Annotated in this window: 22 protein-coding genes; 19 read left to right on the top strand and 3 right to left on the bottom strand. The window is 39.2% G+C overall.

The window, feature by feature from the left end; genetic code table 11:
* Nucleotides 1-319: 319 nt before the first annotated feature.
* The 5 genes from H4O18_RS15070 to H4O18_RS15090 all read left to right on the top strand — a co-directional run bounded on the left by H4O18_RS15070 (nucleotide 320) and on the right by H4O18_RS15090 (nucleotide 3,515).
* Complete coding sequence (locus H4O18_RS15070) at nucleotides 320-580, top strand: hypothetical protein (RefSeq protein WP_187586013.1); 261 nt, start codon at nucleotides 320-322, stop codon at nucleotides 578-580.
* 30 nt (nucleotides 581-610) lie between these two features.
* Complete coding sequence (locus H4O18_RS15075) at nucleotides 611-892, top strand: hypothetical protein (RefSeq protein ID WP_187586015.1); 282 nt, start codon at nucleotides 611-613, stop codon at nucleotides 890-892.
* A 136-nt stretch (nucleotides 893-1,028) separates the two neighbouring features.
* Entirely contained in the window at nucleotides 1,029-1,493 is a 465-nt protein-coding gene (locus H4O18_RS15080; protein ID WP_187586017.1) for a DUF4019 domain-containing protein, read from the top strand.
* Between the two features lie 94 nt (nucleotides 1,494-1,587).
* Nucleotides 1,588-1,917 (top strand): hypothetical protein, encoded by a 330-nt coding sequence (locus H4O18_RS15085; protein WP_187586020.1) that lies wholly within the window; start codon nucleotides 1,588-1,590, stop codon nucleotides 1,915-1,917.
* Nucleotides 1,914-3,515, top strand: a complete 1,602-nt coding sequence (locus tag H4O18_RS15090; protein WP_187586022.1) for a sulfatase family protein — start codon at nucleotides 1,914-1,916, stop codon at nucleotides 3,513-3,515. The genes H4O18_RS15085 and H4O18_RS15090 overlap by 4 nt, the downstream gene beginning before the upstream one ends.
* A 652-nt stretch (nucleotides 3,516-4,167) precedes the next feature.
* Here H4O18_RS15090 and H4O18_RS15095 read toward each other — a convergent pair.
* Entirely contained in the window at nucleotides 4,168-4,980 is an 813-nt protein-coding gene (locus H4O18_RS15095; RefSeq protein WP_187586023.1) for a nickel-binding protein, read from the bottom strand.
* Between the two features lie 817 nt (nucleotides 4,981-5,797).
* A complete protein-coding gene (locus tag H4O18_RS15100) occupies nucleotides 5,798-7,312 on the bottom strand; it encodes a Gfo/Idh/MocA family protein (RefSeq protein WP_187586025.1) in 1,515 nt (504 codons plus the stop codon).
* A 471-nt stretch (nucleotides 7,313-7,783) separates the two neighbouring features.
* Between H4O18_RS15100 and H4O18_RS15105 the strand changes: the two genes are divergently transcribed.
* The 7 genes from H4O18_RS15105 to H4O18_RS15135 all read left to right on the top strand — a co-directional run bounded on the left by H4O18_RS15105 (nucleotide 7,784) and on the right by H4O18_RS15135 (nucleotide 16,011).
* A complete protein-coding gene (locus tag H4O18_RS15105; RefSeq protein WP_187586027.1) occupies nucleotides 7,784-8,518 on the top strand; it encodes a DUF2490 domain-containing protein in 735 nt (244 codons plus the stop codon).
* A 4-nt stretch (nucleotides 8,519-8,522) separates the two neighbouring features.
* Entirely contained in the window at nucleotides 8,523-9,542 is a 1,020-nt protein-coding gene (locus tag H4O18_RS15110; protein WP_187586029.1) for an inorganic phosphate transporter, read from the top strand.
* A gap of 160 nt (nucleotides 9,543-9,702) precedes the next feature.
* Nucleotides 9,703-10,053 (top strand): ribose-5-phosphate isomerase, encoded by a 351-nt coding sequence (locus tag H4O18_RS15115; protein ID WP_187586031.1) that lies wholly within the window; start codon nucleotides 9,703-9,705, stop codon nucleotides 10,051-10,053.
* A gap of 54 nt (nucleotides 10,054-10,107) precedes the next feature.
* Nucleotides 10,108-10,896, top strand: coding sequence for a polysaccharide deacetylase family protein (locus tag H4O18_RS15120; RefSeq protein ID WP_187586033.1), 789 nt, complete (start codon nucleotides 10,108-10,110; stop codon nucleotides 10,894-10,896).
* A 314-nt stretch (nucleotides 10,897-11,210) separates the two neighbouring features.
* On the top strand, nucleotides 11,211-12,068 hold the full coding sequence (locus H4O18_RS15125) for a mechanosensitive ion channel family protein (RefSeq protein WP_187586035.1): 858 nt from the start codon (nucleotides 11,211-11,213) through the stop codon (nucleotides 12,066-12,068).
* 60 nt (nucleotides 12,069-12,128) lie between these two features.
* Nucleotides 12,129-13,193 (top strand): magnesium/cobalt transporter CorA, encoded by a 1,065-nt coding sequence (gene corA, locus H4O18_RS15130; protein WP_187586037.1) that lies wholly within the window; start codon nucleotides 12,129-12,131, stop codon nucleotides 13,191-13,193.
* 139 nt (nucleotides 13,194-13,332) lie between these two features.
* Nucleotides 13,333-16,011 carry a PQQ-dependent sugar dehydrogenase gene (locus H4O18_RS15135; RefSeq protein WP_187586039.1) on the top strand — a complete coding sequence of 893 codons (2,679 nt, stop codon included), beginning with the start codon at nucleotides 13,333-13,335 and terminating at the stop codon, nucleotides 16,009-16,011.
* Nucleotides 16,012-16,038: 27 nt separating this feature from the next.
* Here H4O18_RS15135 and H4O18_RS15140 read toward each other — a convergent pair whose 3' ends face one another.
* Complete coding sequence (locus H4O18_RS15140; RefSeq protein ID WP_187586041.1) at nucleotides 16,039-16,752, bottom strand: 3-keto-disaccharide hydrolase; 714 nt, start codon at nucleotides 16,750-16,752, stop codon at nucleotides 16,039-16,041.
* 329 nt (nucleotides 16,753-17,081) lie between these two features.
* Here H4O18_RS15140 and H4O18_RS15145 point away from each other — a divergent pair, with 329 nt between their 5' ends.
* From H4O18_RS15145 to H4O18_RS15175, 7 genes are all read left to right on the top strand, one after another.
* Nucleotides 17,082-18,344, top strand: coding sequence for a hypothetical protein (locus H4O18_RS15145; protein ID WP_187586043.1), 1,263 nt, complete (start codon nucleotides 17,082-17,084; stop codon nucleotides 18,342-18,344).
* 99 nt (nucleotides 18,345-18,443) lie between these two features.
* Nucleotides 18,444-18,884 carry a DUF4174 domain-containing protein gene (locus H4O18_RS15150; RefSeq protein WP_187586045.1) on the top strand — a complete coding sequence of 147 codons (441 nt, stop codon included), beginning with the start codon at nucleotides 18,444-18,446 and terminating at the stop codon, nucleotides 18,882-18,884.
* Nucleotides 18,885-18,992: 108 nt separating this feature from the next.
* Entirely contained in the window at nucleotides 18,993-20,504 is a 1,512-nt protein-coding gene (locus H4O18_RS15155) for a hypothetical protein (protein WP_187586047.1), read from the top strand.
* 174 nt (nucleotides 20,505-20,678) lie between these two features.
* On the top strand, nucleotides 20,679-22,328 hold the full coding sequence (locus H4O18_RS15160) for a SulP family inorganic anion transporter (RefSeq protein WP_187586049.1): 1,650 nt from the start codon (nucleotides 20,679-20,681) through the stop codon (nucleotides 22,326-22,328).
* Nucleotides 22,329-22,903: 575 nt separating this feature from the next.
* Nucleotides 22,904-23,863: a c-type cytochrome gene (locus H4O18_RS15165; protein ID WP_246474315.1), complete on the top strand. Its 960-nt coding sequence runs from the start codon at nucleotides 22,904-22,906 to the stop codon at nucleotides 23,861-23,863.
* A 176-nt stretch (nucleotides 23,864-24,039) separates the two neighbouring features.
* The gene (locus tag H4O18_RS15170) at nucleotides 24,040-24,510 is read left to right on the top strand and encodes a YybH family protein (protein ID WP_187586050.1); all 471 of its coding nucleotides are present in this window, start codon (nucleotides 24,040-24,042) and stop codon (nucleotides 24,508-24,510) included.
* 145 nt (nucleotides 24,511-24,655) lie between these two features.
* On the top strand, nucleotides 24,656-26,329 hold the full coding sequence (locus tag H4O18_RS15175; protein ID WP_187586053.1) for a glycoside hydrolase family 32 protein: 1,674 nt from the start codon (nucleotides 24,656-24,658) through the stop codon (nucleotides 26,327-26,329).
* Nucleotides 26,330-26,370 lie beyond the last annotated feature (41 nt).

A 26,370-nucleotide genomic window follows, 5' to 3' on the forward strand; every position in this document is an offset into this window, starting at 1 on the left:
AATTATACAATTATGAAAAAATCAATGTACAAATACCTTGTCTTTTTAGTTTTTACCGGCCCCATGCTGGCGCGAGCGTCACGTTCGTGCCATAACAGGGTTACTCATAAATATAGTACGAATATTAATTCTCTATATATTTAGAGCAACCGTAGTTGTCTCAGTATAGTTCTAATACGCCTTCTGGCAATTCCTTAAATTCGTCTTCCCTGATGGCAAAGTAATACAATAGGAAGGCACGAGCAAGATGCTCGCGCAAGCGATGAATAAAACTACATATAAAAGACTGGTGCAACGCATAACTGAACAACAAATACGAATGAACAAAATCGTAATTCTAACCTTACTATTAATAATCGGATTCATTTGCTGTAAAAATTCTGGAAAGGATATTGACAAACTTGAAATTGCTAAAAAATATTATAGGGCTCTGGACAATTCCGATAATACAGAAATAGCTCTTTTATTGACCGATAGCCTTGTGACAAAAGAAACCCAATATAATTATGAACAGACATTTTCTCTGGAAGAATACATGGAATGGTTGAAATGGGATTCTGTATTTGATCCAACATACTAAATCCTTGAAATAAAGCAAGAGGTTGAAATTGTGAAAGCAAAGATTTCAAAAATCGACAAAAGAATTTCATTTCTTCACCAAGAACCAAATGTCACCAATCAAGTTATCCGATTTGATAATGGTAAAATAATCAGTATTGAAACCACAGAATATGTTATTTTTAATGATTGGACATTTATTAAAAACAGAGATGGTATTGTAAGTTGGATTGACGAAAATCATCCTGAATTGAATGGTTTCATACACGACCAAACAGAGACTGGAGGCTTGAAATATTTAAAAGCAATTGAATTGTATAAAAACAAAAAATAACGTGCTACAAAACCAAATCCTGTGATAAACACCTATCCACCCCAAAAGTCATTACGTCATTAAAGCAAATTTTCTTCAATCCATAATATATATCTTGAGCTGTTGAATTGTTACCCCATAAAAAAATAATATATTCATGAAAAAATCAATGTACAAATACCTTGTCTTTTTAGTTTTTACCGGCCTTTTATCCTGTAAATCCGACCCGAAAAACGAAAAAGTGGAAAGTGTCCATCCCGCGGCAACAGTTTCCAATGACATAAAACAGGAAGTAACCCAGGATGCCACAGCATGGCTGGGATTGATTTATGACCAAAATTATTCCCAAAGTTGGGATAATGCGGCTTCCCTTTTTCAAAAAGCGGTTACAAAAGAACAATGGACGCAACAATTAAGTGGTATTGTGCCGCCCTTGGGAAAAGTGATCAGCAGGGATGTAATTTCATCGGAATACCATACCACACTACCAGGAGCACCGGATGGGGAATATATAGTTATTCAATTTAAAACCTCCTTTGAAAATAAAAATGAAAGTATTGAGACCGTCACCCAAATGAAGGATGGTGACCAATGGAAGGTATCCGGGTATTTTATAAAATAAGCCACACCCCAATCCTTGTGAGACAATAAAAATAAAGCCCATTATTAGGGTGATTCGTTAAAGTCCACCTTTACCATTAAATCCTAAATAGAACATGAACGAAACAATTACTTTAAGAAATAGCCCAAAATTGGATATTAGACTTCAAAAAGATATGTTTGAAATAGTGGACCAAATAACTCCCAATAATAATGGCAGCTATAACTATGATAGTTTAAAGGCGGTCCGATTAAAGAAAGGTTGGTTGCTTACCTTGCTAAGTTATATTCCATTTTTCTGGACAGTCCCATTTGAACCAGCATTTAGAAACAGAACACATCTTAATGTTAAATTGGCCGAAAAGACGCTAAGAATATGGTTGGTGGGTTCGGACTTGTACAAAGCGGCTAGTGTAAAGCGGGAATTGAACATGAAAAAAGTATGATAAGAATAGCATTTTGTTTTACGGTATTATTATATATAGGCTTGGGGTTTAACGCTTCTGCACAAAACCGTCCCAATATTCTTTTTACCATTAGTGATGATCAATCATTTTTCCACACTGGATATGGAGGTTCCAACTTTATTAAAACACCAGCCTTTGATAGGGTTGCCCGTGAGGGCGTATATTTTTCCAACGCTTATGCCGGTTCTCCAGGATGCGCACCTTCCAGAAGCGCCATTATTACGGGCAGACATCATTGGCAAAATGAACAGGCCGGACAACATGCCTCAGCATGGTTAAAGAAGTATGTGCCCTTTGTGGATCTGCTTGAACAAAATGGATATGCCACAGGAAGAACAGGAAAAGGCGTTGGCCCTTTCCAATATGCCCGTACAGAAGAGGATTCACTTTGGCGAAAAAACGATGCTGCAGGAGTTTCGCATAGTAATCTTAAATATGAAGAGCAAAACGATGAGCGATTTGCCCAAGGAATTAGCAATACCAATTACTTTGGGAATTTTAGATATTTTGTAGAGAATATTAAAAAGGATAAACCATTTTTTTTCTGGTATGGGGGTTATGAACCACATAGAACCTACGAAAAAGGTTCGTGGAAAAATATGTCCAAGAAATTGGAAGATGTAGAGGTGCCCGAATTCCTACCCGATAATGAGGAAATACGGGGAGACCTATTGGATTATGCGGTTGAAATTGAGTGGTTTGATCTTCATCTTCAAAGAATGCTCGAATATTTGGAGGAAATTGGAGAATTGGAAAACACCATTGTAATCGTAACTGCCGATAATGGTATGCCATTTCCACGTGCCAAGGCCAATAGCTATGAATACGGAGTGCATGTTCCCTTTGCTGTGAGGTACCCAAAGGAATTTCCGGGAAATAGGGTTGTAGACGATCCCATTGGATTTATTGATTTGGCACCTACCATTCTCGAAATTACCAACACCTCCACCAAAGGAATGCTCCCCATTACTGGGAAAAGTATCCTTAATTTGTTACAATCCAAAGAAAGTGGTGTCTTGTCAAAAACTGAAAAAGCAGCATATTCTGGAAGGGAACGCCACTCCTCGTCCAGATATTTAAATTGGGGATATCCTCAAAGGTCTGTACGAAAAGGGGATTATCTTTTTATATGGAACATGAAACCCGAAAGGTGGCCAGCCGGTGCTCCTCAGAAGTTTGCTGAAAATGACAGCTCGCAATTGCTTCCTATGTACGGACTGGACAAAAACAATACCTACATTAATGGCGGTGCTTATACCGATATTGATGATTGCCCAACAAAAACCTTTCTTATAGAGCATCATGAGGAAGACATCATTGCACCCTATTTCGATTTAGCCGTTGACAAACGTCCAGAATTTGAACTTTACAATGCGGAGAAGGATCCTTCTTGTTTAAAAAACTTATCGGGAACACCATCAATCAAAAAGATTGAAGAGGCTTTAAAGACCGAACTATTGAGCGAATTGAAAAAATCCAGTGACCCGCGTATTGTAGGCCCGAATACGGAAATATTTGATAGCTATAAGCGTTATTCCCCAATGAGAAAGTTCCCAAAACCCGGTTCAGTCAATTGATGAGAATAACAATTGAGATAGACGCATGGGAAACTAGAACTCTTTGCTACTAGAACTCAGATACTAGACCGCTGAACTCTTGGCTCCAAACTATTGGCTAATGCCACTTACTTTTTGCCAACTGACTAAGGAATAAGGAATAAGTAATTAGACACTTCGCACTAGAACCTAGATACTAGACTTTTTTTTGTCTTGGCTCTAGTCTCTAAACTCTTGGTTCCATACTATTGGCTAATGGCTATTGCCTTTTGGCTCTGACTACTGAAAACTTAATACTGAATTCTGTCCACTGACTCTTGGCTCTTGCCTTTAGATTCCTGTCCCCATACTATTGGCTAATGGCTATTGCCTTTTGCCAAATGACTAAGAAATAAGGAATAAGTAGCTAGACAACTTCGCTACTAGAACCTAGATACTAAACTTTTTTTTGTGCGGGCTCTAGTCTCTAGACTCTTGATTCCATACTATTGGCTAATGCCTCTTGCCTTTTGCCTACTGATTAAGAATCAGAAGCTAGACCACTTCGCTACAAGAACCTAGATACTAGACTTTTTTTTGTCTTGGCTCTAGTCTCTAAACTCTTGGTTCCATAATATTGGCTAATGCCTCTTGCCTTTTGCCTACCGAAAACTATTTACTGCTGAACAGCATCTCACCATTCAATAAGTTCCAGATCGATCGGCTCATCAAAGCCCTTTAGCATCTGAGGGCCGAGTGACTTAAAAGAAACATCTTTTCCTCTACAAAGGTCTTTTACCACCTTCGCACTAATAATCTGACCCGACCCCCCATAACTACATATACGTGCAACGAGATTTACGGTGGAGCCAAATAGTGCATCACCATCCTGTACCGGCTCCCCTGCCCCGATACCTATTCTGGCCTGCAGCAAAATTCCGTCCTCACGTGATTCGTTGTATTTGTATAATTGGCGCTGAATTTCCACTGCACAGACCGAAGCGGTATAGGCTGATCTGAAACTAGTCAGGAATCCATCTCCCGCCCTATCAACTTCACGGCCACCGTGATCCACTAGGGCTTTCCTTACTATATTCCTATAGGTATGTACAAGGACAAGGGCCTTAGTATCTCCCAAGGCTTGGGTAATATCCGTGGAACTCACCATATCAATAAACATAATTGCCCTAAACGGACTCTCGGTCATGGGGCTACCGTCCTCCTTGTCGGGGTCAATTACCCGGCCCAGAAATTGGGCAACCGCCGCTCCGTCCACTTCAATGATCTGGTTAGGTATAAGACCGTGTGCTTCTTTATGCATCCCTCGTACGGCAGCGGCAGATGGAGCTTCTATAAGACAAAAAGCCATGCCCTTGTCTTCATCATGCCAATAGGTCAAAGCCTTGCAATGATGCCTCGATTGAATTTTCATGTCCTCATGATGCGCCTTTGCAACCTCTTCAGGAGTGGCCCCTTCAATATAATGTCTGTCCATAAATAGTGGCATAATCTCTGTGTTTTAGTATAGGGGGGTAAAAATTGGTCAAAGCTGGGTAAAAGTACAGGTATAGGGACTTATCAAAGGCCATATTACCATGACCACCAGCCTCTTAAAGATACCAATTTATTGGTTATAAAAATTGGAAAAAGGCAAATCATTCGCATTGGCCTTCAAAAATGATGAGCAAGGGCATCCTTGTGGATATAAAAAGGAATTAGAAAATAGACCGCTTCGCTAATAGAACCTAGATACTAGACTTTTTTTTGTCTCAACTCTAGTCTCTAGACTCTTGGTTCCATATTATTGGCTAATGGCTCTTGCCTATTGGCTCTGACTACTGTAAACTGAATACTGAATTAACTGCTAATAACAAGAACAATAATGGAATCAGAAACTAGACCGCTTCGCTAATAGAACCTAGATACTAGACTTTTTTTGTCTTAACTCTAGTCTCTAGACTCTTGGTTCCATATTATTGGCTAAAGGCTCTTGCCTATTGGCTCTGACTACTGTAAACTGAATACTGAATTAACCGCTAATAACAAGAACAATAATGGAATCAGAAACTAGACTGCTTCGCTACTAGAACCTAGATACTAGAGTTTTTTTTGTCTCAACTCTAGACTCTTGGCTCCATCAATTGACTACTGTTCACTGATTACTAACTACTAACTCTTGGCTCTTTTATCCTTTCTCTTTTCTCTATTCTTTTCTCTTTTCTCTTTTCTCTATTCTTTTTTCTCTTGATTCTAGCCTATTGCCTAATAAAAAAGGGTACCAGCTTTCGCCCATTCCCTTTTCTATCTAATATAAATTTTACTTTCTATGCCGGCATATCCGGTAATTTCCAACCTTCCCTATAGGTATGATTTATAAGTTCTTTGGCGAAGGCATTGGCGTCAACGGGGTCTGTCCATTCCTTTTCGAATTGTGGGCGACCGTCCTTCATCACAAAATTATCCCTGATGACGGTTTTAATGGTCTCATTGTTGCCAATATTGGTAAAGCGCATATTCTCGCCATCCCAATTAAGTATTTTATCCAAGGACTGTAAGCGTACTGCCAAAACACCCATGACCACCATTTCGTTAAAAGGTCCGGCTTCGGCAAAATCGGACGTACAAGGTTTGCGATTCTCTGCACTTTCCTTACATGCCCGTACCCAGTCCATCTCATGAGCGCCTCTGTTCCAAGCCTTTCCGATCTCTTTTTCCACTCTACGCTCTGTCTCTGCCACCTTAGGAAGGTCCCTTCCCAAAATTTCTGGCTCCACCCCATAACAACCGGTATGCATAATACCTTTGGTACCGTAAAAGAAGGTACCTCCACCAGATTTGTTGGGATTCTTGCCACTAGGCCAATTGGCAGGAAGATTGGGCTTAATACCACCATCATACCAATTAATCTCTACTTCTGGCAATTTAATCTTCCCTTTCCTGCCACGTTCCGGGAAAGTCATTTGTACGGATTGTGCCGTTGGTGCACTGTCCCTTAATAGTAGTGAGGAACTCCCTTGTACCCTGGTAGGATAGCCCAATTTTAAGGCTTCAAATACGGGGTGAAGAATATGGCAGGCCATATCTCCAAGAGCTCCGGTACCATAATTCCACCAACCTCTCCAATTCCATGGATGGTACACCTGATTGTAAGGTATTAGTTCTGCAGGACCGGTAAATAGATCCCAATCCAAGGTATCCGGTACCCATTGTCCTTGTGTCGGTGGATTCAGGCCTTGTGGCCATATAGGCCTATTGGTAAAGGATTCCACCTTGGTTATATCACCAATGGCACCACTCCAAATTAGTTCGCAGGTTTTTGCCACTCCTTCTCCGGAGGCCCCTTGATTCCCCATCTGTGTGGCCACATTGTGTTTCTTGGCAAGCTTGGTCAATAATCTTGATTCGTATACCGAATGGGTAAGCGGCTTTTGCACATAAACATGTTTTCCGCGAATAATGGCCTCTGCCGCTACAATGGCATGGGTATGATCGGCCGTAGCTACCAAAACTGCATCGAATTCATTGGCCATCTCATCGAACATCACCCTAAAATCCTTGTATTTCTTAGCCTTGGGAAAGTGATCGAAACAATCTTTTGCATATTTCCAATCCACATCACAGAGTCCGACAATGTTTTCGCTCTGTAAATTTCTTAGGTTGCCAAACCCCATACTTCCCACTCCTACTCCAACAATATTCAATTTATCACTGGGAGCCTTATACCCCATTCCCGAAATTACATTGCTCGGGAGAATAGTAATACCGGCAGCGGCTACCCCCGTTTTACTGATAAAAGATCTACGTGTAATTGGTAAGGGTTTGTTTGGTTCTTTTTTCATTGTAAAGATTGCTTTTGATTGTTTACTATTTCTATGATTTGCATTTAATGCTCTCTAAATTCGGAAAAATATTGTTCTTTTTGGTTCAATTAGGAAAAAATGATCAAAATATCTGGGAGTTGCCATTATTAAATCAAGTATCCCATTGCCGCCGATATCCATAATGTTCAATTGACTTATGGTCTATTACCTCAGGACACGCCCATGAGACATTGGAAGAAAACTACTGATAAGTTTCGGCCAAAGATCTGAGAATTTAAATTGCACTAAGTGTTCTGATAGCGGTCAATGGCATCTTGAAAGAATATAAAACTTATAATCCCATATCAATTACCGGCATTTGTTATGGGCTATACTTAGGCAAACAGCCAAGAATTACATCAAACAAAACAACCTAAATAATTATTAACCTAGTTAATCTATAGATTTAATATTATTAATTATATTCGCTGTCGATTAACTGGGAGTCCAATGGCAATATATTATAAACTATTACTGTACCTATTCGTGTACCACCTAGGGGTAATGAACCTATACTCACAAAAAAACGTTGAGTCACAGCAATTACTATGGACACGCTATAATCTCAAAATAAATATCAACGACACCTACTCTCTAAAGCAAGAACTGGAAGAAAGAACCTATTGGTTTCCCTGGCGCCAACATCAGTTTATTTCGCGTACCCAATTGGATAGGAAACTGGGAAAGGGTTGGAATGCTGGCATTGGGGTTGCTTCTTTTTTACAATCGCTTCCACACGACCCAGAAATCCCGATTGCAGAAACTAAGTCAGAACTACGGCCAATGTTGGAAATTGGGTATTGGTCCCCTATTTCAAAAAAAATTGGTCTACATCACCGTTATTGGTCCGAATTTAGGTTTTTTGAACAAACAAATGGGTCCTTCGATTTTGCAAACAACAGAACTAGATACAAACTAGAACTGCGATATGCTGCCACTCCTCAGATAAACTTTAAAGCATTTGATGAAATTCTATTGAACATTGGCGGCGAAATAGTGCAAAATGTATTCGACCAAAATCGCTATGGTGCCAGCATTCAATATATGCCCTTTGATAAGCTTGGATTTGAAGTGGGTTATATCAATTGGTTTCAACAGCAAAAATCAGGGGTAGATTTATACAACCGACATATAATAAGATTAACGATCCACCAAAACATAAATTTAAAATCCCATAAAAAATAGTACGATGTCAGAATTATTAAACCTATTGACCATCCCCTTTCTTTTAGCCATGTTTTTGGCCATCAATATGGGCGGAAGTGGAACCGCTCCAACTTTTTCGGCCGCTTATGGTGCCGATGTCATAAAACGAACTATGATTCCGGGATTGTTCGGAATAATGGTACTTGCAGGAGCTTTGATAGCCGGCAAAGAGGTCTCTCTTACCCTGGGCACGGGCCTATTGGAGCAATCCTTTTTTACCCCGATCAACACTTCGGCAATATTGCTTTCAATAGGACTTTCCTTGCTTATAGCCAACCTGATCGGCGTACCACAATCCACCAGTCAGGCAAGTGTATTGTCCATTGCAGGAGCTGCAACCGCTTTGGATGGACTAAATACAACAAAACTATTTTATGAAATAATTCCAACTTGGGTTATACTTCCCATAATTTCCTTTCTAATAATACTAGTGGTACACAAGTGGATTTTTCCCTTGCTAAAGGACAAGGTTTTTACCACTGATTATTCACATCTAAAAGAACATAAGGTGTTAAAAGCCTTACTGATACTTTCTTCCCTTTATGTGGCTTTTTCAATTGGCGCCAACAATGTGGCCAATGCAGCAGCGCCCATAGCTTCACTGACAGCAAATGAAATAGGGATAGACACCTTACAAAACTTTCAACCGATCATAATTTTATCCGTCTTGATCGTAGCACCATGTCTTGCCATTGGGAGTTCCCTTTTGGGGCACAAAGTAACCCAAAAAACAGGTAAGGAAATAGTAGAGGTCAGCCCCTTTTATGCAACAGTTATTGCCGTAATAGTTGCCAGTCTTTTGTTGTTCGCTTCCCTTTCAAAAGGAATTCCAACTTCTTTGGTCCAACTTAATGCCGCCGGGTTTATTGCTTTGAGCGTTAGTAAAAATGGATTTAAGAATACGTTTGCCAATAAAACGGTAAAACGCTTTTTTACGGTTTGGGCAGTGGCACCAATATTTGCATTTATTTTGACCTATGCATTAATAACACTATTGAATTAAAACGGACATAACACACATTGACCAAATATTCCCACTTTTTTCAGCAAGTACACAAATCATCATTTATATGCCCACTGCTGAAACAATAAAACGCGATATGGAAAAGTGGATAATTTATGCGATTTTTGCTTAGTTTAAGCTCTTATATTTTAGATCAACCATGTCCAAAGCACTGTACCGAGTTTATGTTGTGGAATTATCCAAGCGTGTTTTTACTGAAAATGCAAAGTTCAGGGCTGCCAATCCTCAGTTTAACGGTGTTTTGGAATGTCTTTATGTAGGTATGACCTCTAAGCTTCCCAAAGAACGTTTTAAACAACATAAGACAGGTTACAGAAACAAGAAGGGCCACAAGTTATCCTCCAACATAGTTGAAAAATACGGTCTGTATTTAAGGCCCAGTCTGTACAATCATATAGATCCCGTGTTGACCAGGGCCGAGGCATTGGAAATAGAGGAAGGATTGGCCTTGGAATTAAGACGGGAGCGGTATGCTGTCTGGTATAATTGAAAATTCATCCAACTCGTTCAAAATTTCCTAAATTTAGCCAAGCCATAATTTTTCATGATAAAAAACATCCTAGTCCTAATTGCCCTTAGTCTTTTTTTACAAGGGCAATCGCAAATCCTAAAACAAGAAATACCCGATAAATTGGTGGTACTCACGTTTGATGATGCTCCGGCAAGTCAATATTCGGTAGTAGCCCCAATGTTAAAAGAGTTCGGTTTTGGAGCTACTTTTTTTGTGTGCGAATTTCCTCCGAATTATAAGGACAGTACCCTATACATGAATTGGCGACAGATCAAGGCTCTGGATAAAATGGGATTTGAAGTTGCCAATCACACCCGCACCCATGCCAATGTTGGCAAACTCTCCCAAATGGAGTTTAATACCGAGTTGGAATACATTGAAAATAAATGCGATTCCTTGCGAATTGCCAAACCTAAAAATTTTGCCTATCCCGGTTATGGATTAAATGCCCTTGCCTTGGAATTTCTACAAAAAAAAGATTACAACTTCGCTCGCGCAGGAGGTAGCAGGGCTTATGACCCCTTAGTTGATCATCCCTATCTAATACCCAGTTGGGCAACCGATGCTGAAAACAAAAATGAAATTATGTCTTCCCTGGACCAAGCCAAAAATGGAAAAATTGTGATGCTTACCATACACGGTGTACCCGATATTGAGCACCCCTGGGTAAATACGCCACCTGCACTCTTTAGGGAATATCTTCAGTATCTGTCCGACCATAATTATAAGGTGATTTCACTCCGGGATTTGGAAGCCTACATTGATGTGGATGAGGCCAAAAGAAAAATTGTTCCCGATTTCAACAAAAAACTTAAGAACTAATTCCGTCAATAGCCGTTTCAATTCTTGTTTGTATCCGGATCCAATTAATGCGTGTGGCCAAAAATTCTATATTGGTCTACAAGGAAGCACTAACAATTTAAGATCCGGAACCTTATACCGCCCTCTTACAAAAAAGCTTCTTTTTAAGTCTTCAATAGGTCTAAAACTAAAATAGGAGGTCCCAGTCCACCAAATTTTAGAAGAAAAGTTCAGGGGATTTCACTATATTTCAAAGGAAAACACCAACGCACCTACCCTCCCCTTTACAAGTGGAATCCATTATGGAAAGGCATCCGGTGGTCCAAAAGATTGAAATGGAAACACTAAGTAGAATATTGGATTTTAATCTAATCAGTATTGGCGATTATAAAATTAAAGTGTACAGCATTGTCATTATACTTTTAATTTTACTTATCACCAAGGTGATAGTGCAGTTAATAAAAAAAGCCCTGTTTCGTCGTTACAAAGGGGTACATTTTGATACGGGAAATACCTATGCGCTCTATCAAATTATTAAATATGTGATATGGGTCATTGCCATTGGTTTTATTTTGGAATCCGTTGGTATTAAGTTGACCTTATTCTTGGCTGGTTCGGCGGCACTTTTGGTTGGGGTTGGATTGGGATTACAGCAAACCTTCAATGATATTATTTCGGGCATAATATTGCTTTCCGAGAAGTCGATCAAAATTAACGACATCCTTGAAATAGATGGGGATATTGTTGAAATCCAAGAAATAGGGCTGCGAACCTCCAGGGGGCTCAACAGGAACGATATTTCTATAATTATTCCAAATTCATTGATTACCACCAACAAGGTTATAAATTGGAGCCACCAGAAAAAAAAGACCCGATTCAGGATCAGTGTTGGGGTTGCCTATGGAAGTGATGTTGACTTGGTGATTAAAATATTGGAGGAAAGCGTTTTGGAACATCCAGATTTTGAGGATAGCAAAACGATAGAGGGACGCTTCATGAATTTTGGAAACTCTTCTTTGGATTTTGAAGTGTTGTTTTTTAGTGAAAACGTGTTCCGAATTGAAAAGGTGAAAAGTGATATCAGAAAAATTATTAATCGGAAATTCAGTGAAAACAAAATTGTAATACCATTCCCCCAAATGGACCTGCACTTTAAGTCGGGCCACACAGAAATAATACCGAAAAATGAATAATTGGGGCAATTAACAACCGCCAAACTAACAATAAATGTTGTGCGCAAAAAAACACTATATATGGGTAGATTCTTAAAAAAATCTAAAGAAGAAATTGGAGTTTCACCGGATGAACTCATATTCCGAGGGGAAAAGAAAATAAACGAAGTACTGCTTCGCATAATCGATTTTGATGCCAATAGTCTAGCCGAAGAAACCATTAAGACGGTTAAGGAGGTTATAAAATATCAGGAAAAAGACACAGTAACCTGGTTTAATATAGATGGTCTGCACAATACGGGGGTAATTGAAGGAATTGCCAATGAATTCAACTTTGATAAACTTGTTCTGGCCGATGTCATGAATACCCAGGCCAGGCCAACGATCAAGGAGTACGACAATTGCATTTATATATCCATTAAAATGTTGCAGCAACAGCCCAACTCGGATACCATACATGTTGAAAACCTAAGTTTGATCTTGACCGAATCTATCCTAATCTCCTTTCAGGAAACCAAAGGCGATGTCTTTGAACCTGTTCGGGAGCGCATTCGAAAACAAAAAAGAAGAATTAGAAACGGCGGCACGGATTACCTGTTATTTGCCTTGCTGGATATTGTTATTGATAACTATATATACATCATTGGGGTATTGGGGGAAAAAATTGAAACCCTGGAGGAAAGCCTGCTCCTGGAACCCAGGCAAGAGATTATAGGGGAAATCAATTCCTATAAACGGGAGTTGAATTTTTTAAGAAAGAATATTAAACCTGCCAAGGAAATAATATTGAGCCTTGCTAAAATGGAATCGGATTATATTACGGAAAGTACCGAAATGCATTTTAAGGAACTACAGGACAATATTAATCATGCCAGTGATTCCTCCGACAGTTACAGGGAGATACTATCCGACCAATTGAACATTTATCACACCACCATAAGTAGTAAGTTGAACGATATCATGAAATTCCTGACGGTATTTTCAGTGATCTTTATACCACTTACATTTATTGCCGGAATCTATGGAACCAACTTTGATGTAGTCCCGGAACTTCATTACAAGTATAGCTATTTTATCATGTGGGGCGTTATCATTGTTATTGCCATTGGCATGCTGATTTATTTTAGAAAGAAGAAATGGCTCTGACAACCAAGCCATGACCTTACATATTAAATATGCCAGAGTACCTCAAAAATTTTAAAACCTAGACTCAAAAGTGATTCCTCATTGTCCAATAACATTTACCAATAGCTTAAAAACCATTGGTAGGAATTCGATTAAGGCAATGTTGCTCGGCTTCTTGGGCATATCGCTCAGCTTTTGCCATAGGCCATTGGAAATAGTGGAGATACCGGATGAACACCGATTTAGAAAAGTTGTGCTTACAGAGGAAACTATGGATCCAACAGCTTTATCTGTCGCCTATGATGGTAAAGTATATTTTGCCGAGGATATTGGTACTATCAAAGTTTATAATCCCAATTCAAATTCAGTTTCCATTGTTGGGCAATTGAAGGTGTTTAGCTGCGGGGAAGAAGGATTGATAGGCATGACACTAGACCCCGATTTTGAAATTAATGGTTGGCTGTACGTAAATCGTACTGTGTCCGATTTTATGGACATGCCATGTGGGGAAGTGTATAAAAACCCGGAAATACGTTTTGAAGATCCCACTTCCAATCAATTAATTTCACGCTTCACAGTAATCAATGATACCTTGGATATGTCCTCGGAGAAGGTACTGCTCAAAGCTCCCAATCAACACATGCGGCATATTGGCGGTTCCTTGGCTTTTGATGGTGACGGAAATTTATATATTTCCATAGGCGAAAACACTCATCCAGGATTTCTTAATCCCTATGCCCCCTTGGATGAACGTCCGGGAAGAAAGAATTATGACACTCAGAGAACTTCTGCGAATACAATGGATTATAGAGGGAAAATATTGAGAATCCACCCAGAGGATGATGGCACTTATAGCATCCCCTCGGGAAATCTATTTGAAAAAAACGATCCTTTAGCCCTCCCTGAGATTTATGTTATGGGCTGTAGAAACCCATTTAGGATATCGGTTGATAAGGAAACCAATACCCTGTATTGGGGAGAGGTTGGTCCTGATGCCTATGCAGATATCCCTAGAGGTCCTAGAGGTTACGATGAGATTAATGCCACCACAGAAGGGGGATTTTTCGGGTGGCCTTATTTCATAGCCAATAACTTAGCATATGCAAAATATGATTATGACACGGAAAAGGCAGGCAAGCTTTTTGATACAAACAGACCAGAAAATACTTCGCCCAACAATACTGGAAAAAAAATACTTCCACCGGCCAAGCCTGCACTTATATGGTACCCCTATGCCGCTTCGGAGGAATATCCCGAATTGGGTGAAGGTGGAAGAACGGCCATGGCCGGACCTGTTTATCATTACAACTCCAACAACAATTCCATTTTAAAATTCCCGTCTTATTTCGATAAGGCCCTGTTTATTTACGACTGGATGCGCGGATGGATCAAAGTTGTTAGAATTGATGAAAACGGGAAGCTTATAAAGATCGAAGACTTTATGCCCTCTACTCGGTTCATTAGCCCTATTGACATGCAATTTGGTCCCGATGGATCCTTATATGTACTGGAATTCGGTACCACTTGGGGTGCTAACCCAGATGCCCGGCTAATTAAAATTGAATATATCCAGGGTAATAGACCTCCGCATATAGAAATTGCGGCCAATAAATCTGTAGGCACTACTCCCCTTACCATACACTTTAAGAGCGAAGGTACTGTGGCTTACGACAAGGATGACAATTTAAAATACGAGTGGAAATTTAATTCCAAGGAGGTTCAATCCTCAGAGAGGAATCCAACTTTTACTTTCAAGGACCCAGGTATTTACCAGGTGACCCTTACAGTAACGGATAATGAAGGAGCTACAGCCACAGCCGATTTGCAGATCAAAGCAGGCAACGATGCCCCACAATTAACGATAGACATGCCATCACGAGGTAGCTTTTATTGGGACAAGGATAAAATACCTTATCGTATCCTTTTAACGGACAAAGAGGATGGGAGTTTGGCAAATGGGGATATAGACCCTTCAAAAGTCCAAGTGAGCTTGGAATGGATGAAAGGAAACTACACTTTGGAAACATCTACCAATGGTATGGGAACATTAAAAAGTCAGGGTGAAAAATTAATAGGAGAAAGTGATTGTAGAAGTTGCCACAAGACAAGCGAGAGGGCTATTGGGCCGTCATTTTTGGAGGTGGCCAAAAAATACAAAGACGATTTGGACGCCACGGACTATATTGCCCAAAAAATTCTTTCTGGTGGTAGTGGAGTTTGGGGCGATATAAGTATGAGTGCCCATCCTCTGTTTTCTAAGGCGGATACGCGCAGAATGGCCGATTATATTTTATCTTTGGCCAAAGAAAAGACCAACATCAAAGAAATGGGAGTGGAAGGTATTATTGACATCTCCAATACCCATGGGAAGGAGGATATAACTTTTGTCCTAAAAGCCTCCTACACAGATCTAGGTGCTTCCGGAATGGAACCCATTACCGTATCGGCAATAAAAATGCTGCAACCCCCAAAATTGGAAGCTGAGAACTTTTCAACCCAACGCGATGCGTTAAGCGAAGTAGGTGATAATGGTGTATCCATGGGTTTTGCATCGACTTATATTTCCTTTAAAAATATAGATTTAACGGCCGTTGATTCCATTACCTTTGGTTATAGCTATAAGGGACCGGAATGTTTTATCACTATCAGAACGGGTTCCCCTGATGGTGAGATCATTGGTAAAGCTCGGTTCACCAACATACCTAAATCCAAAAATAAACTTACCATTCCAATAAAAGAAACCTCTGGTTCACAGGAGATATTCTTCCTTCACGATAAAGCTCCCGATATCCATGAGGAAATCTACTTGGATTGGATCAGCTTTCACAAAAGGGAGTAATTGCAATACAATTCCCTATAAAAACATTTATAACGGCTTAACCCGAATATTCCTCCATTTCACATTTAGAGGTTTTTCACTGTCCGTGGCGTGCACCTGCAGGCCAATGAAGCCCGTAGCTGTCATGGAATCTACATAATCCGCAGCGGGTATCCCGTTTACCCAAGTTCTGATCGAAGGACCATCGGCCACTACTCTAAAAGAATTCCATTCACCTAGTTTAAATGCCTTTTTAGCAGCAGGATTATCACTTAAATCGTGCACCCAACCTCGTCTTCCTTCATCATAGATTCCTCCGCTTCGTGCCGTCGTATCCAAATCTATTTCCACCTGGTATCCATGGACCAGGCCATTGTAAAAGTCAGGTAGGCTATTACTTCTTATCTGTACCCCGGAATTATGATATTTGCCAGGGGCCTGGTCCAAAATCACTTCAAATTCCAGAATAAAATTGTCGTAAAATTTATTGGTCGCCAGAAAAGTATTACTAGTATCTGTTACAGGTGCAGTAGTACCTACTATCATATCTCCTTCAACATGATAAGTGGCCTCCCCTCCCATTTTTTTCCAGCCATCCAAGTTCTTTCCATTAAACGGGTATTCCCATTCGGCATCTTGGGCGTTCATTAATTGTACATTCTCTGGCTGATCGGCAGAAGTATCAGTAGATTTTCGGTTTCCACAATTGGAGAATAACAGGCAAAAAAGTGCTAGGCACAAAAGCGGTTTTAAGTATGTCATGGTAATTGTTTAATATTAGTTTCGACCGGTAGTTAAGAATGACACAAATAGGTAAGCTTTTCCTACACCGGGAAATAAACTCCCTTAAATGTAATAAAATCAATTAATTAAACATTGTAGCGTCTTAAAAAAAAAAGGGGCATCACAATGATTAATTTTACCGGATCGTGTCTGTTTTCAAAATAGGGTTACACTAATAAAAGAAGAACAAAATTCCATACTTTTAACAAAACCATTACTCGTGGCTATATATGATCAACAAAAAAATTCTCTTCCCAGTTATTTCAATATTCCTCTTTTTTTGTCATCAGTTATTATGTCAAAGCGTAATGGACCTAGGGAATAAAAGGGAATTGTTTTTGGATCATTATTTGTTGGACACCATAGTGAATCTGGAGTTACTATTAAATACCCCCCAAGAGGTACCAAGCACAAACATCCCCAATGGATATTATCAAACTATTATTAAAACGGATAGTCTATACCGAATTTATTACAGGGATAAATTGGATTTTTGGAAAGGTGAATTGTATGACGGCAATCCTGGAGAAATTACAAAGAGTGCCATTAGTAGGGATGGCTACCATTGGCAGGAAGAAGCCACACAAATAAATGACAGTATAAAAAATTACATATTTTACGAGCCACCCTTCAGTCACAATTTCACTCCCTTCAAAGATGTAAACCCCAATTCCGAATATAAATACAGGGCTCTATCCGGAACCAATGATACTGATGGACTGTTCCATTTTTTTTCGAATGATGGAATTAAATTTAAAAAATTCAAAAATAAACCTGTAATTAAACATGACCCCAACTATTATGAATTTGATTCCCAAAATATTGCCTTTTGGTCGGAAACAGAAAACCAATACGTTTGTTACTTTAGAAGGCTCATCATTGGATTAAGATCCTTCTCTAGAACTACTTCAAAAGATTTTGAGAATTGGAGCAAACCCATCAACATATTTCCAAATTTTGAGGGGGAACATTTATATACCTCGGGGATTCAACCCTATTTTAGGGCACCCCATATTTATATAGGACTGCCCACAAGGTTTTTCCCTGAAAACGGTAATTCTACCGATATTGTGATGATCAGTTCTAGGGATGGAGTTATATTTAACAGGACTTTCCCAGAAGCCTTTATAAGACCAGGACTCAAAACGGAGAGATGGGGAAACAGATCCAATTATATAACCTTAAATCTTGTTCCATTAGACGAAACCCATATGGGAATCTATGCACGAAATACCTTGTATAAAATTAGAATGGACGGATTTTCTTCCGTAAATTCTAAATCCAAGGAAGGTTTTTTTATTACCAAACCTTTTAGGTTTAATGGAGATAAATTGGAGGTAAACTATTCCACCAGCGCTGGGGGTTTTATCAAAATCGAAATATTGGATGAAAATAATAAGCCCTCAATAAATGGTGTAAGTTATAGTACGGAAAAAATAATAGGCGATGAAATTGCCGGAAAGGTGATCTGGCAGAATTCATTGGACCTTGGCCCTATTAAGGATAAAATCATAAAACTGCGAGTAAGCATGAAGGAAGCGGATTTATATTCCTTTAAATTCAATGATTAAATTTAGGGAATGCCTAATCTTACCGTCATTTATTTGGCGTGACTAAAAATCCTAAAACCTTGAATTAGTACTTAGCTAGTCGTCATAAATTAATAAAGCATGCGAATACTGTTAATGACAATTGGAATTTTAATGATAAATCATGCTACCTCACAGGATTTAAAAGAACACCAATGGGAAAATCGAGTCGTTCTAATCGTATCCCAAAATGAGGATTCCATGGAATTTCAACACCAAATCGCCGAATTTAATAGACTTCCCAAGGAACTCATGACAAGAAAAATGCTTATATATGAAGTTTTACCGGGGCGGTATAGAATAATGAATAACCAGATTAAAGGAAAAGAGAACGAGTGGATTACTTCCACTACCCTTTTTGATAAGTTTGCAAACAAAGAGGAGGACTTTAAGGTGGTTTTGATAGGATTGGATGGTGGAATAAAACTTGAAAAGACCGAAGTCCTTACAACAACAGAACTTTTTGGGACAATAGACGCCATGCCGATGAGACGAGCGGAAATGAAAAATAAAAACAGGTAAATAAAATATTAATTGAACTATTATTGGGATGGTAAAACCTTATATCTTTATTAATAAAAGGGATATAGTCCATAGAAATCCAACTGATCATATAAATAAATCCATACCATGGAAATAACCAAAACTTCCAAATACTACCTTTTGTTACTTTTAGTGGTAATGCTCGGTAGTTGTAAAGAAGAATCCAAAAAAAAACCAACCAGAACAAATACCGGAGGATTAGTATTTAATTCTTCCAATAAAGAATTGGACAAGGCTTTCAGCTGGGCCAAAAACAAAGCCCTGTCCTATGCCCATGACAATGAGGACCCTGTTGGGTACTGGTATGAGGCTGCACTACCCGACCGTGAAGCATTTTGTATGCGAGACGTATCGCATCAGGCCATTGGGGCAGAAATTTTGGGATTGGGAAAACACAATTATAATATGTTCCTAAAATTCGCCCAAAACATTGGCAAGGGCAAGGATTTTTGTAGCTATTGGGAAATTAACCGTTACAACAAACCTGCTCCTGTAGATTACGAAAACGATCAAGATTTTTGGTATAACCTGCCTGCCAACTTTGATGTAACCTATAACGCATACCGACTATATAAGTGGACGGGAAATAAGGAATACCTGAATAATCCTGATCTCATTAATTTTTATGAACTGAGTCTTAATGAATACGTAGACCATTGGGAATTGGGTTCGGACCAAATCCTATATCGAAATAGATCCCTACATGCACCCGAGAATCCTGAAAAAAGCAGGTTTGGAAACAAGCGGGGTATACCTACTTATAACGAAGGTGGTCGTGGAGAAACTTTGCTAGGAATAGATATGTCCGCCTCTTTAGTAGCCGCCTATAAAGCCTACTCTGAGATGTTAAAGCATAGAAATGATTTGCTACAGTCTGAAAAATATGCCGAAAAAGCCCATCAAGAGCAGGAATTCCTAGATGAATTTTGGTGGGATACCGAAAGGCAAGAATACCGTTCCATTCTTTATGGGGATGGTAACTTCGATTATTTTATGGTAGGGGAAGATCAGGCTTTTCTACATTATCTTTTTTATTTTGATGCCATCCAGGACGATTCCAAAATATTGGATTTGGTAGAGAAATACGAGACCAATTTCGGTAAATTAATTGTTGAACTAAAATCTTATTTACCCATCATTTTCTATGAAAACAATAAATCTGCAATGGCCAACAGGATGATCATTAATTTGTGCAGTCCCCTAAATGCTAGACGGGCCTATCCAGAGAATTCCTATACCGTAATTGAGCATATTACCAGAGGTTTAATGGGGATAGATGCAGATGCTTCTATAAATGGATTTATGAGCCTATCGCGCCTTGATAAGAAAAATGATTGGGCAGAAATTATGAACGTTCCCCTACTCTCCAATAAAATTAGTGTAAAACATTATGGAAAAACCAAAACAACGGCCCATAATGTTAATGGCGGTACTATAAAATGGATTGCCAAAATACCGGGTGTTCATGAGTTTCTCTTTGTAAATGGGGAAAAAACAACTTGTACCATAGAGAATAATGGCCTACAATCTTATTCTTATCTTGACATAGATTTGAAAAAAGACGAAAAGGCTACGGTCTCTGCAACGCCCCAATCCTAAAGAAAAATAGAACTGCCTAATATTGTTTATGTGATGCAACAATGATATAATATGACAATTGTCATATTTCAAAAGAAAAAATCACCCTAGGTTTATCCTCGTTTATTACTATCATAAAATGTAATATACCTTGAAAACCTCACTGAATACCCTTGACTACCATTTGATTCTAATATGAACAAAGAGTTTATTCCCAAGTTGTTCTCTCTTCTAAAAGAGGGAATTTCCAAAGAAACCATTACAAAAGATATACTTTCCGGATTTATCGTTGGTATAGTTGCACTGCCCTTAGCCATTGCCTTTGCCATAGCCTCTGGGGTTTCCCCAGAAAAAGGAATAATAACGGCCATTATTGCCGGAATAATAATTTCTGTCTTAGGAGGTAGTCGTGTACAAATTGGAGGCCCTACCGGAGCATTTATCGTTATTGTCTATGGTATTGTTCAGGAATATGGAATAAACGGATTGACCGTAGCCACCTTCATGGCCGGATTTATTATCATAGGTTTAGGGTTGGCACGCCTGGGGAATTTATTGAAATTTATACCTTACTCCTTGATCGTAGGATTCACCAGTGGTATAGCACTGATCATTTTTTCCTCCCAGATCAATGATTTTTTTGGACTTCACATAGCTAAAGTTCCAGCTGATTTCATTGATAAATGGGTCGTATATTTTGAAAATATGGACAAGATCAACTGGTATGCCATCGCTATCGCTTTTGCGACGGTAATAGTTACTTTATATTTTCAAAAGCTGATAAAAAAGATTCCCGGGTCAATCGTTGCCATACTATTGTCCACCATAGTGGTAAAGGTTTTTGATATTCCTGTAGATACTATTGAAAGTAATTTTGGGGAAATCCCAAATCAATTAAGCATGCCCTCCATTCCAGAGGTAGATTATGCAACCGTAAAATCTTTGATACAACCCGCTTTTGCAATTGCCTTGTTGGGCAGTATAGAATCGCTGCTTTCTGCCGTGGTTTCCGATTCCATGATCGGGGGAAAACATCGCTCCAATATGGAACTGATAGCACAGGGAACGGCCAATATATTCTCGGCCCTTTTCGGCGGAATTCCCGCCACTGGAGCCATTGCAAGAACGGCCACCAATGTAAAGAATGGTGGTAGAACTCCCATTGCGGGTATAGTACACGCCGTGGTTCTACTGTCCATAATGCTTTTATTTGCTCCGTATGCTAAGTTGATACCCCTTTCCTGTTTGGCTGGAATATTAATGGTTGTGGCCTATCATATGAGCGAATGGAGGCAATTTAAATCTATTTTAAAGGGAAATAGAATGGATATCATCATCCTACTAACCACATTCTTCCTTACCGTAATCTTCGATCTTGTTATAGCCATCGAAATTGGAATAGTACTCTCCAGTTTTATGTTCATGAAAAGAATGAGTGAATCTGTCCTAATTGAAAATATATCGACAGACACTATAAATGGCGAACATTTATTTGACGAAGAAATACTGGACCTCCCAAAAGATGTATTGTTATACGAAATTAATGGCCCCTTGTTTTTTGGAGCCGCCAGACAATTTCAGGAAACCATAACCAACACTCATTTACAGCCCAAGGTCATTATTATTAGAATGCGTTATGTTCCCATGATAGATGCCACAGGATACCAAAGTTTAAAAGAGATCATAAAATCCTATAAAACAAAAAAAATAAAAGTAATCCTCTCTGGAATTAATGAAGAAACCAGTAAGGATTTCAAAAAGAATGGAGTGTTCATGTTATTGGACAAGGAGTATATATTTAAAAATATTCATGAGGCCTTGGAAAAGGCCAATTCCTACAATTAAACTTCTATAAATATTATAGATTTAAGACTTGCTTATTTGCAATTCTATTCTAAAATTCCTTTCTAGATTCAGTAGCACCTTGGTAACACAACCTGTGGTATAATGACGTAAATCCCGCAAAAAATTAAACGGAATATTAGGTGGATTATCTATTTACAAAATAAAAGACCCATTAGTATTTCCTTGAGTTTAGTTTCACCTAGCCCGTACTCAAATAAAGGGGAGGATTACAATCGAAAAGCTTAATCACTCCAACTACCTGATTAAAAATAGATTGTTAAAAACACTTTATTGTATTAAGCAAAAAATTTATTAATTTTAGAACAGACCAAGGAGAAATACCATTTCTATCTCCAACAATTAAGCCTACCAAATAACCAAAGACCAACCAATGAAAAGATTGTTTCGTAAAATTAATCCCCAACATTTTAGAATTAAATATGGTACGGTTGCAACGGTGTATTCCTTAAAATAATACCGATGTAAATAATCTTGGCATAGTCTTGTAAATAGAGATTTAAAAAAATAAAACGTTCCCACATATTGAGTACACTTTTGTTTAATTAAAAATAATTATGATGAAAAAAGTATTTAAAATTATAGGTGTCGGCCTAGGAGTTATTGTTCTATTAATTGCCGTTGCCTTGATCTTTATTAGTGCCAACGATATTCCTTCGTATGAGGTAGAGAAAATCGACTTCAAGGCAAAAAGTAGTCCGGAGGCCATTGCAAGGGGTGAAAAATTGGCCGTTATGTTATGCGCCAGTTGCCATTTAAATCACCAAACCAACAAACTTACCGGACAAAAAATGATGGATGCCCCGCCGGAATTTGGGGAAATATATTCACAGAACATCACCCAGGACAAAACCTATGGTATTGGGGATTGGACAGATGGGGAATTGGTATATCTCCTTAGAACGGGAATTAAAAGGGATGGAAAATACAGTCCACCCTATATGGCAAAATTGCCCCATATGGCGGATGAGGATATCAATGCCATAATATCGTTTTTAAGGTCGGACCATCCGATGGTCAAAGCCGACCCAACTCCCGATACTCCTCCTAATCCCTCACTACTGACAAAAATACTCTGTAGGCTTGCCTTTAAACCCCTTCCAATGCCCACGGAGGCAATTCCTTTGCCTAATGGGGACAACGCCGTGGAATTGGGCAAATACCTGGCCCATAATCTGGATTGCTTTTCCTGCCACTCGGCCGACTTTAAAACAAACGATTTTTTAAATCCGGAATTAAGTGCCGGGTATTTTGCAGGGGGCAACAAACCTTTGGATATGGAGGGACGTGTAATGCTCACCTCCAACCTTACACCCGACAAGGAAACTGGGATTGGCAACTGGACCAAGGAAGAATTTGTTAATGCAGTTAAGTATGGGCAAAAAAAGGGTGAAAAGGCTCTAACCTACCCCATGCTGCCCTACCCTCAACTTACCGATTCCGAAGCTGGGGCCATTTTTGAATACCTGCAGACCATACCTCCTATTAAAAATAAAGTGGAAAGATCGATATATTAAAAACAAAATATTCATTGACATTTAAAAGAGAATACTTCATATGAATACATTGGACTTTACAATCTTTAATGGACAGATGCTTTCTGGTTATAATTATAGTAGGAAAAGGTTACTTTTTCAACTACGATAAGAACCCTTATAATAGTAATAAACTTTGATTATAAATCTCTTGAAATATGAAAACCATTGAAATTTTTAAAATCGGGATTATTTTATCACTTTTTCTCACAAATTCAAGTTGCGAGGAAAAAAAACTGGATTTGGAGGTAGAAGAGAAAAACCTGATGCAAGCCAGCCGTGAATGGTCCCGTGCCGCATCGGAAAGGGATGTAGAAAAAGTATTGGACTATTGGAACGAAGACGCCATTGTAATCTCGGCAGGGCAACCTGATTTAAAGGGTAAAGAAGCTATTCGTGGGATGGTGGAAGGTTCCATGAACGACCCCAATTTTAGCATTGGTTGGGAGCCGATCAGTGCTGAAATAGCCGAAAGTGGGGATATGGGCTATTTATTGGAAAATGCGAAAATCACCATGACCGATTCCACCGGTACCAAGCAAATTCAGAATTTAAAATCGGTCACCATTTGGAAGAAGCAAGACGATGGGTCTTGGAAAAATGTTGTAGACGTAATGATTCCTAAATAAATCTATAAGGACTCCAACTAACCCAATTTTCCTTTGGACCCTCAAATCGTACCTCTTAAAAACCAGACCGTTGAGGTGTAACGATAAGTTACTAAACCCAGATACCTTAAAGCTCCAGACTCTTCAGTAAAGTAAAAATATTATTATGATTAAAAACTTTCCTCTGTTTTTTAGCTTATGCTGTTTTGTTACATTCACCGTTGTCTCCCAAGTAGACACTATTCCAACATTGGTGCAGGCCAATAAGGATATCCCCAAAGAAATTATAAGATCAACTACTGATTTTAGGGAACGTCTATTGGCAGACCCCTATAGGCCTGCCTATCATTTTTGCATCCCTGAGGACAAGGGATACCCGTTTGATCCCAATGGAGCCTTTTATCATAACGGACTATATCATTTAATGTATTTGTATGAGCGTAGTGGCCAGGGATTTTCCTGGGGTCATGTTTCAAGTACGGATATGTTACATTGGAGACGCCATCCAGATGCTTTGACTCCCGGCAATGGTGATGAAGGGGTTTTTAGCGGTGGTGCCTTCGTAGACGATGATGGTTCTGCAGTATTATCCTATTGGATGCTATGGGGAGCCAAGGGCATCGGATTGGCAAAAAACTCGAACCTCCTCTTTAACACATGGGATAAATTTGACAATAATCCCGTAATTAAATCCACTGAATGGGGCATTACCGATATAAAAAACAAACAAGAAAAGGATATTCATATAGGTTCGGCAGACCCGTCCAATATTTGGAAAAAAGATGGTCGCTATTATATGCTGACAGGTAATTTACTGGTACTCAGAAAATATGGTTCCAGGGGGAAAGACTTGCCCGCCAATATGGAAAAACCGGAACTTCCAAAAGATTCGCTGGATTACCAGGGTGACAGACTCTATCTATATGCTTCGGACAATCTAAAGGATTGGAATTATATGCATGAGTTTTATGAATCCGATCGAAAATGGACAGACAAAACGGAGGATAATATGTGTCCAAGTTTTTTGCCTTTGCCCTCCTCCCCCGACGGGGGACCACCCAGCAACAAGCATCTTTTGCTCTTTATTAGCCATAATAAAGGTAGTCAGTATTACATAGGGGACTACAAAGATGACAGATTTTTCCCAACAGTACACGGACGAATGACCTGGAAGGATAACGCTTATTTTGCTCCCGAAGCCCTAGTTGATGGCAAGGGGAGACAGATTATGTGGTCGTGGATTTTTGATGACCGACCCGATTCCGTAAAAACTTATTACGGCTGGACCGGTACTTACGGACTTCCCAGATCCCTTTGGCTTGGGATAGACGGCACGTTACGCATGAGGCCCATTAAAGAATTGAAAGCATTGCGGAGGAACCAAAAAATACTTTCCAACATAACCGTGAAATCGGGCACTGAGGTACCCCTAAAAGACTTGGGAAGTGAATTAATGGAACTTGAAATAACCGTCGAACCCAGTACAGCTAGGGAATATGGCGTAAAAATAGGTATGTCCGAAGATGGTCATGAAGAAACTCTGGTCTACTTTGATCAAAAAAACAGTAAACTTAAGATCGATACAAGAAAATCCGGTTTAGATTTTGGTCGTAAAATTATTGAAGAAGCCCCTCTGGAACTTTCGGAGGGAGAACCCCTGGTTTTGAGAATTTTTTTGGACAAATCCATTATTGAAGTATATGCCAACGATAAACAGGCCATAGCCCGTAGAATTTATCCAACCCTGGGAGGTAAAGGCATTTCTCTATTTTCAACCGGTGGTGATATAAACGTAAAATCAGCAAAGGCTTGGGAAATGATACCATCCAACCCGTATTAATATTATTCCTAAACTCTCTAATTATGCATGGCCTTTAGCTT

It is taken from the genome of Arenibacter arenosicollis, from assembly GCF_014397245.1.
Classification (GTDB): domain Bacteria; phylum Bacteroidota; class Bacteroidia; order Flavobacteriales; family Flavobacteriaceae; genus Arenibacter; species Arenibacter arenosicollis.

What these genes read in the sequence shown, in the direction of transcription:
- H4O18_RS15165 (WP_246474315.1), top strand. Translation starts at nt 22,904, where the DNA reads ATGATGAAAAAAGTATTTAAAATTATAGGTGTCGGCCTAGGAGTTATT.
- H4O18_RS15090 (WP_187586022.1), top strand. Translation starts at nt 1,914, where the DNA reads ATGATAAGAATAGCATTTTGTTTTACGGTATTATTATATATAGGCTTG.
- H4O18_RS15100 (WP_187586025.1), bottom strand. Translation starts at nt 7,312, where the DNA reads ATGAAAAAAGAACCAAACAAACCCTTACCAATTACACGTAGATCTTTT.
- H4O18_RS15070 (WP_187586013.1), top strand. Translation starts at nt 320, where the DNA reads ATGAACAAAATCGTAATTCTAACCTTACTATTAATAATCGGATTCATT.
- corA (WP_187586037.1), top strand. Translation starts at nt 12,129, where the DNA reads ATGGGTAGATTCTTAAAAAAATCTAAAGAAGAAATTGGAGTTTCACCG.
- H4O18_RS15160 (WP_187586049.1), top strand. Translation starts at nt 20,679, where the DNA reads ATGAACAAAGAGTTTATTCCCAAGTTGTTCTCTCTTCTAAAAGAGGGA.
- H4O18_RS15110 (WP_187586029.1), top strand. Translation starts at nt 8,523, where the DNA reads ATGTCAGAATTATTAAACCTATTGACCATCCCCTTTCTTTTAGCCATG.
- H4O18_RS15125 (WP_187586035.1), top strand. Translation starts at nt 11,211, where the DNA reads ATGGAAACACTAAGTAGAATATTGGATTTTAATCTAATCAGTATTGGC.
- H4O18_RS15120 (WP_187586033.1), top strand. Translation starts at nt 10,108, where the DNA reads ATGATAAAAAACATCCTAGTCCTAATTGCCCTTAGTCTTTTTTTACAA.
- H4O18_RS15170 (WP_187586050.1), top strand. Translation starts at nt 24,040, where the DNA reads ATGAAAACCATTGAAATTTTTAAAATCGGGATTATTTTATCACTTTTT.
- H4O18_RS15150 (WP_187586045.1), top strand. Translation starts at nt 18,444, where the DNA reads ATGCGAATACTGTTAATGACAATTGGAATTTTAATGATAAATCATGCT.
- H4O18_RS15085 (WP_187586020.1), top strand. Translation starts at nt 1,588, where the DNA reads ATGAACGAAACAATTACTTTAAGAAATAGCCCAAAATTGGATATTAGA.
- H4O18_RS15080 (WP_187586017.1), top strand. Translation starts at nt 1,029, where the DNA reads ATGAAAAAATCAATGTACAAATACCTTGTCTTTTTAGTTTTTACCGGC.
- H4O18_RS15145 (WP_187586043.1), top strand. Translation starts at nt 17,082, where the DNA reads ATGGACCTAGGGAATAAAAGGGAATTGTTTTTGGATCATTATTTGTTG.
- H4O18_RS15175 (WP_187586053.1), top strand. Translation starts at nt 24,656, where the DNA reads ATGATTAAAAACTTTCCTCTGTTTTTTAGCTTATGCTGTTTTGTTACA.
- H4O18_RS15140 (WP_187586041.1), bottom strand. Translation starts at nt 16,752, where the DNA reads ATGACATACTTAAAACCGCTTTTGTGCCTAGCACTTTTTTGCCTGTTA.
- H4O18_RS15155 (WP_187586047.1), top strand. Translation starts at nt 18,993, where the DNA reads ATGGAAATAACCAAAACTTCCAAATACTACCTTTTGTTACTTTTAGTG.
- H4O18_RS15115 (WP_187586031.1), top strand. Translation starts at nt 9,703, where the DNA reads ATGTCCAAAGCACTGTACCGAGTTTATGTTGTGGAATTATCCAAGCGT.
- H4O18_RS15095 (WP_187586023.1), bottom strand. Translation starts at nt 4,980, where the DNA reads ATGCCACTATTTATGGACAGACATTATATTGAAGGGGCCACTCCTGAA.
- H4O18_RS15105 (WP_187586027.1), top strand. Translation starts at nt 7,784, where the DNA reads ATGGCAATATATTATAAACTATTACTGTACCTATTCGTGTACCACCTA.
- H4O18_RS15135 (WP_187586039.1), top strand. Translation starts at nt 13,333, where the DNA reads ATGTTGCTCGGCTTCTTGGGCATATCGCTCAGCTTTTGCCATAGGCCA.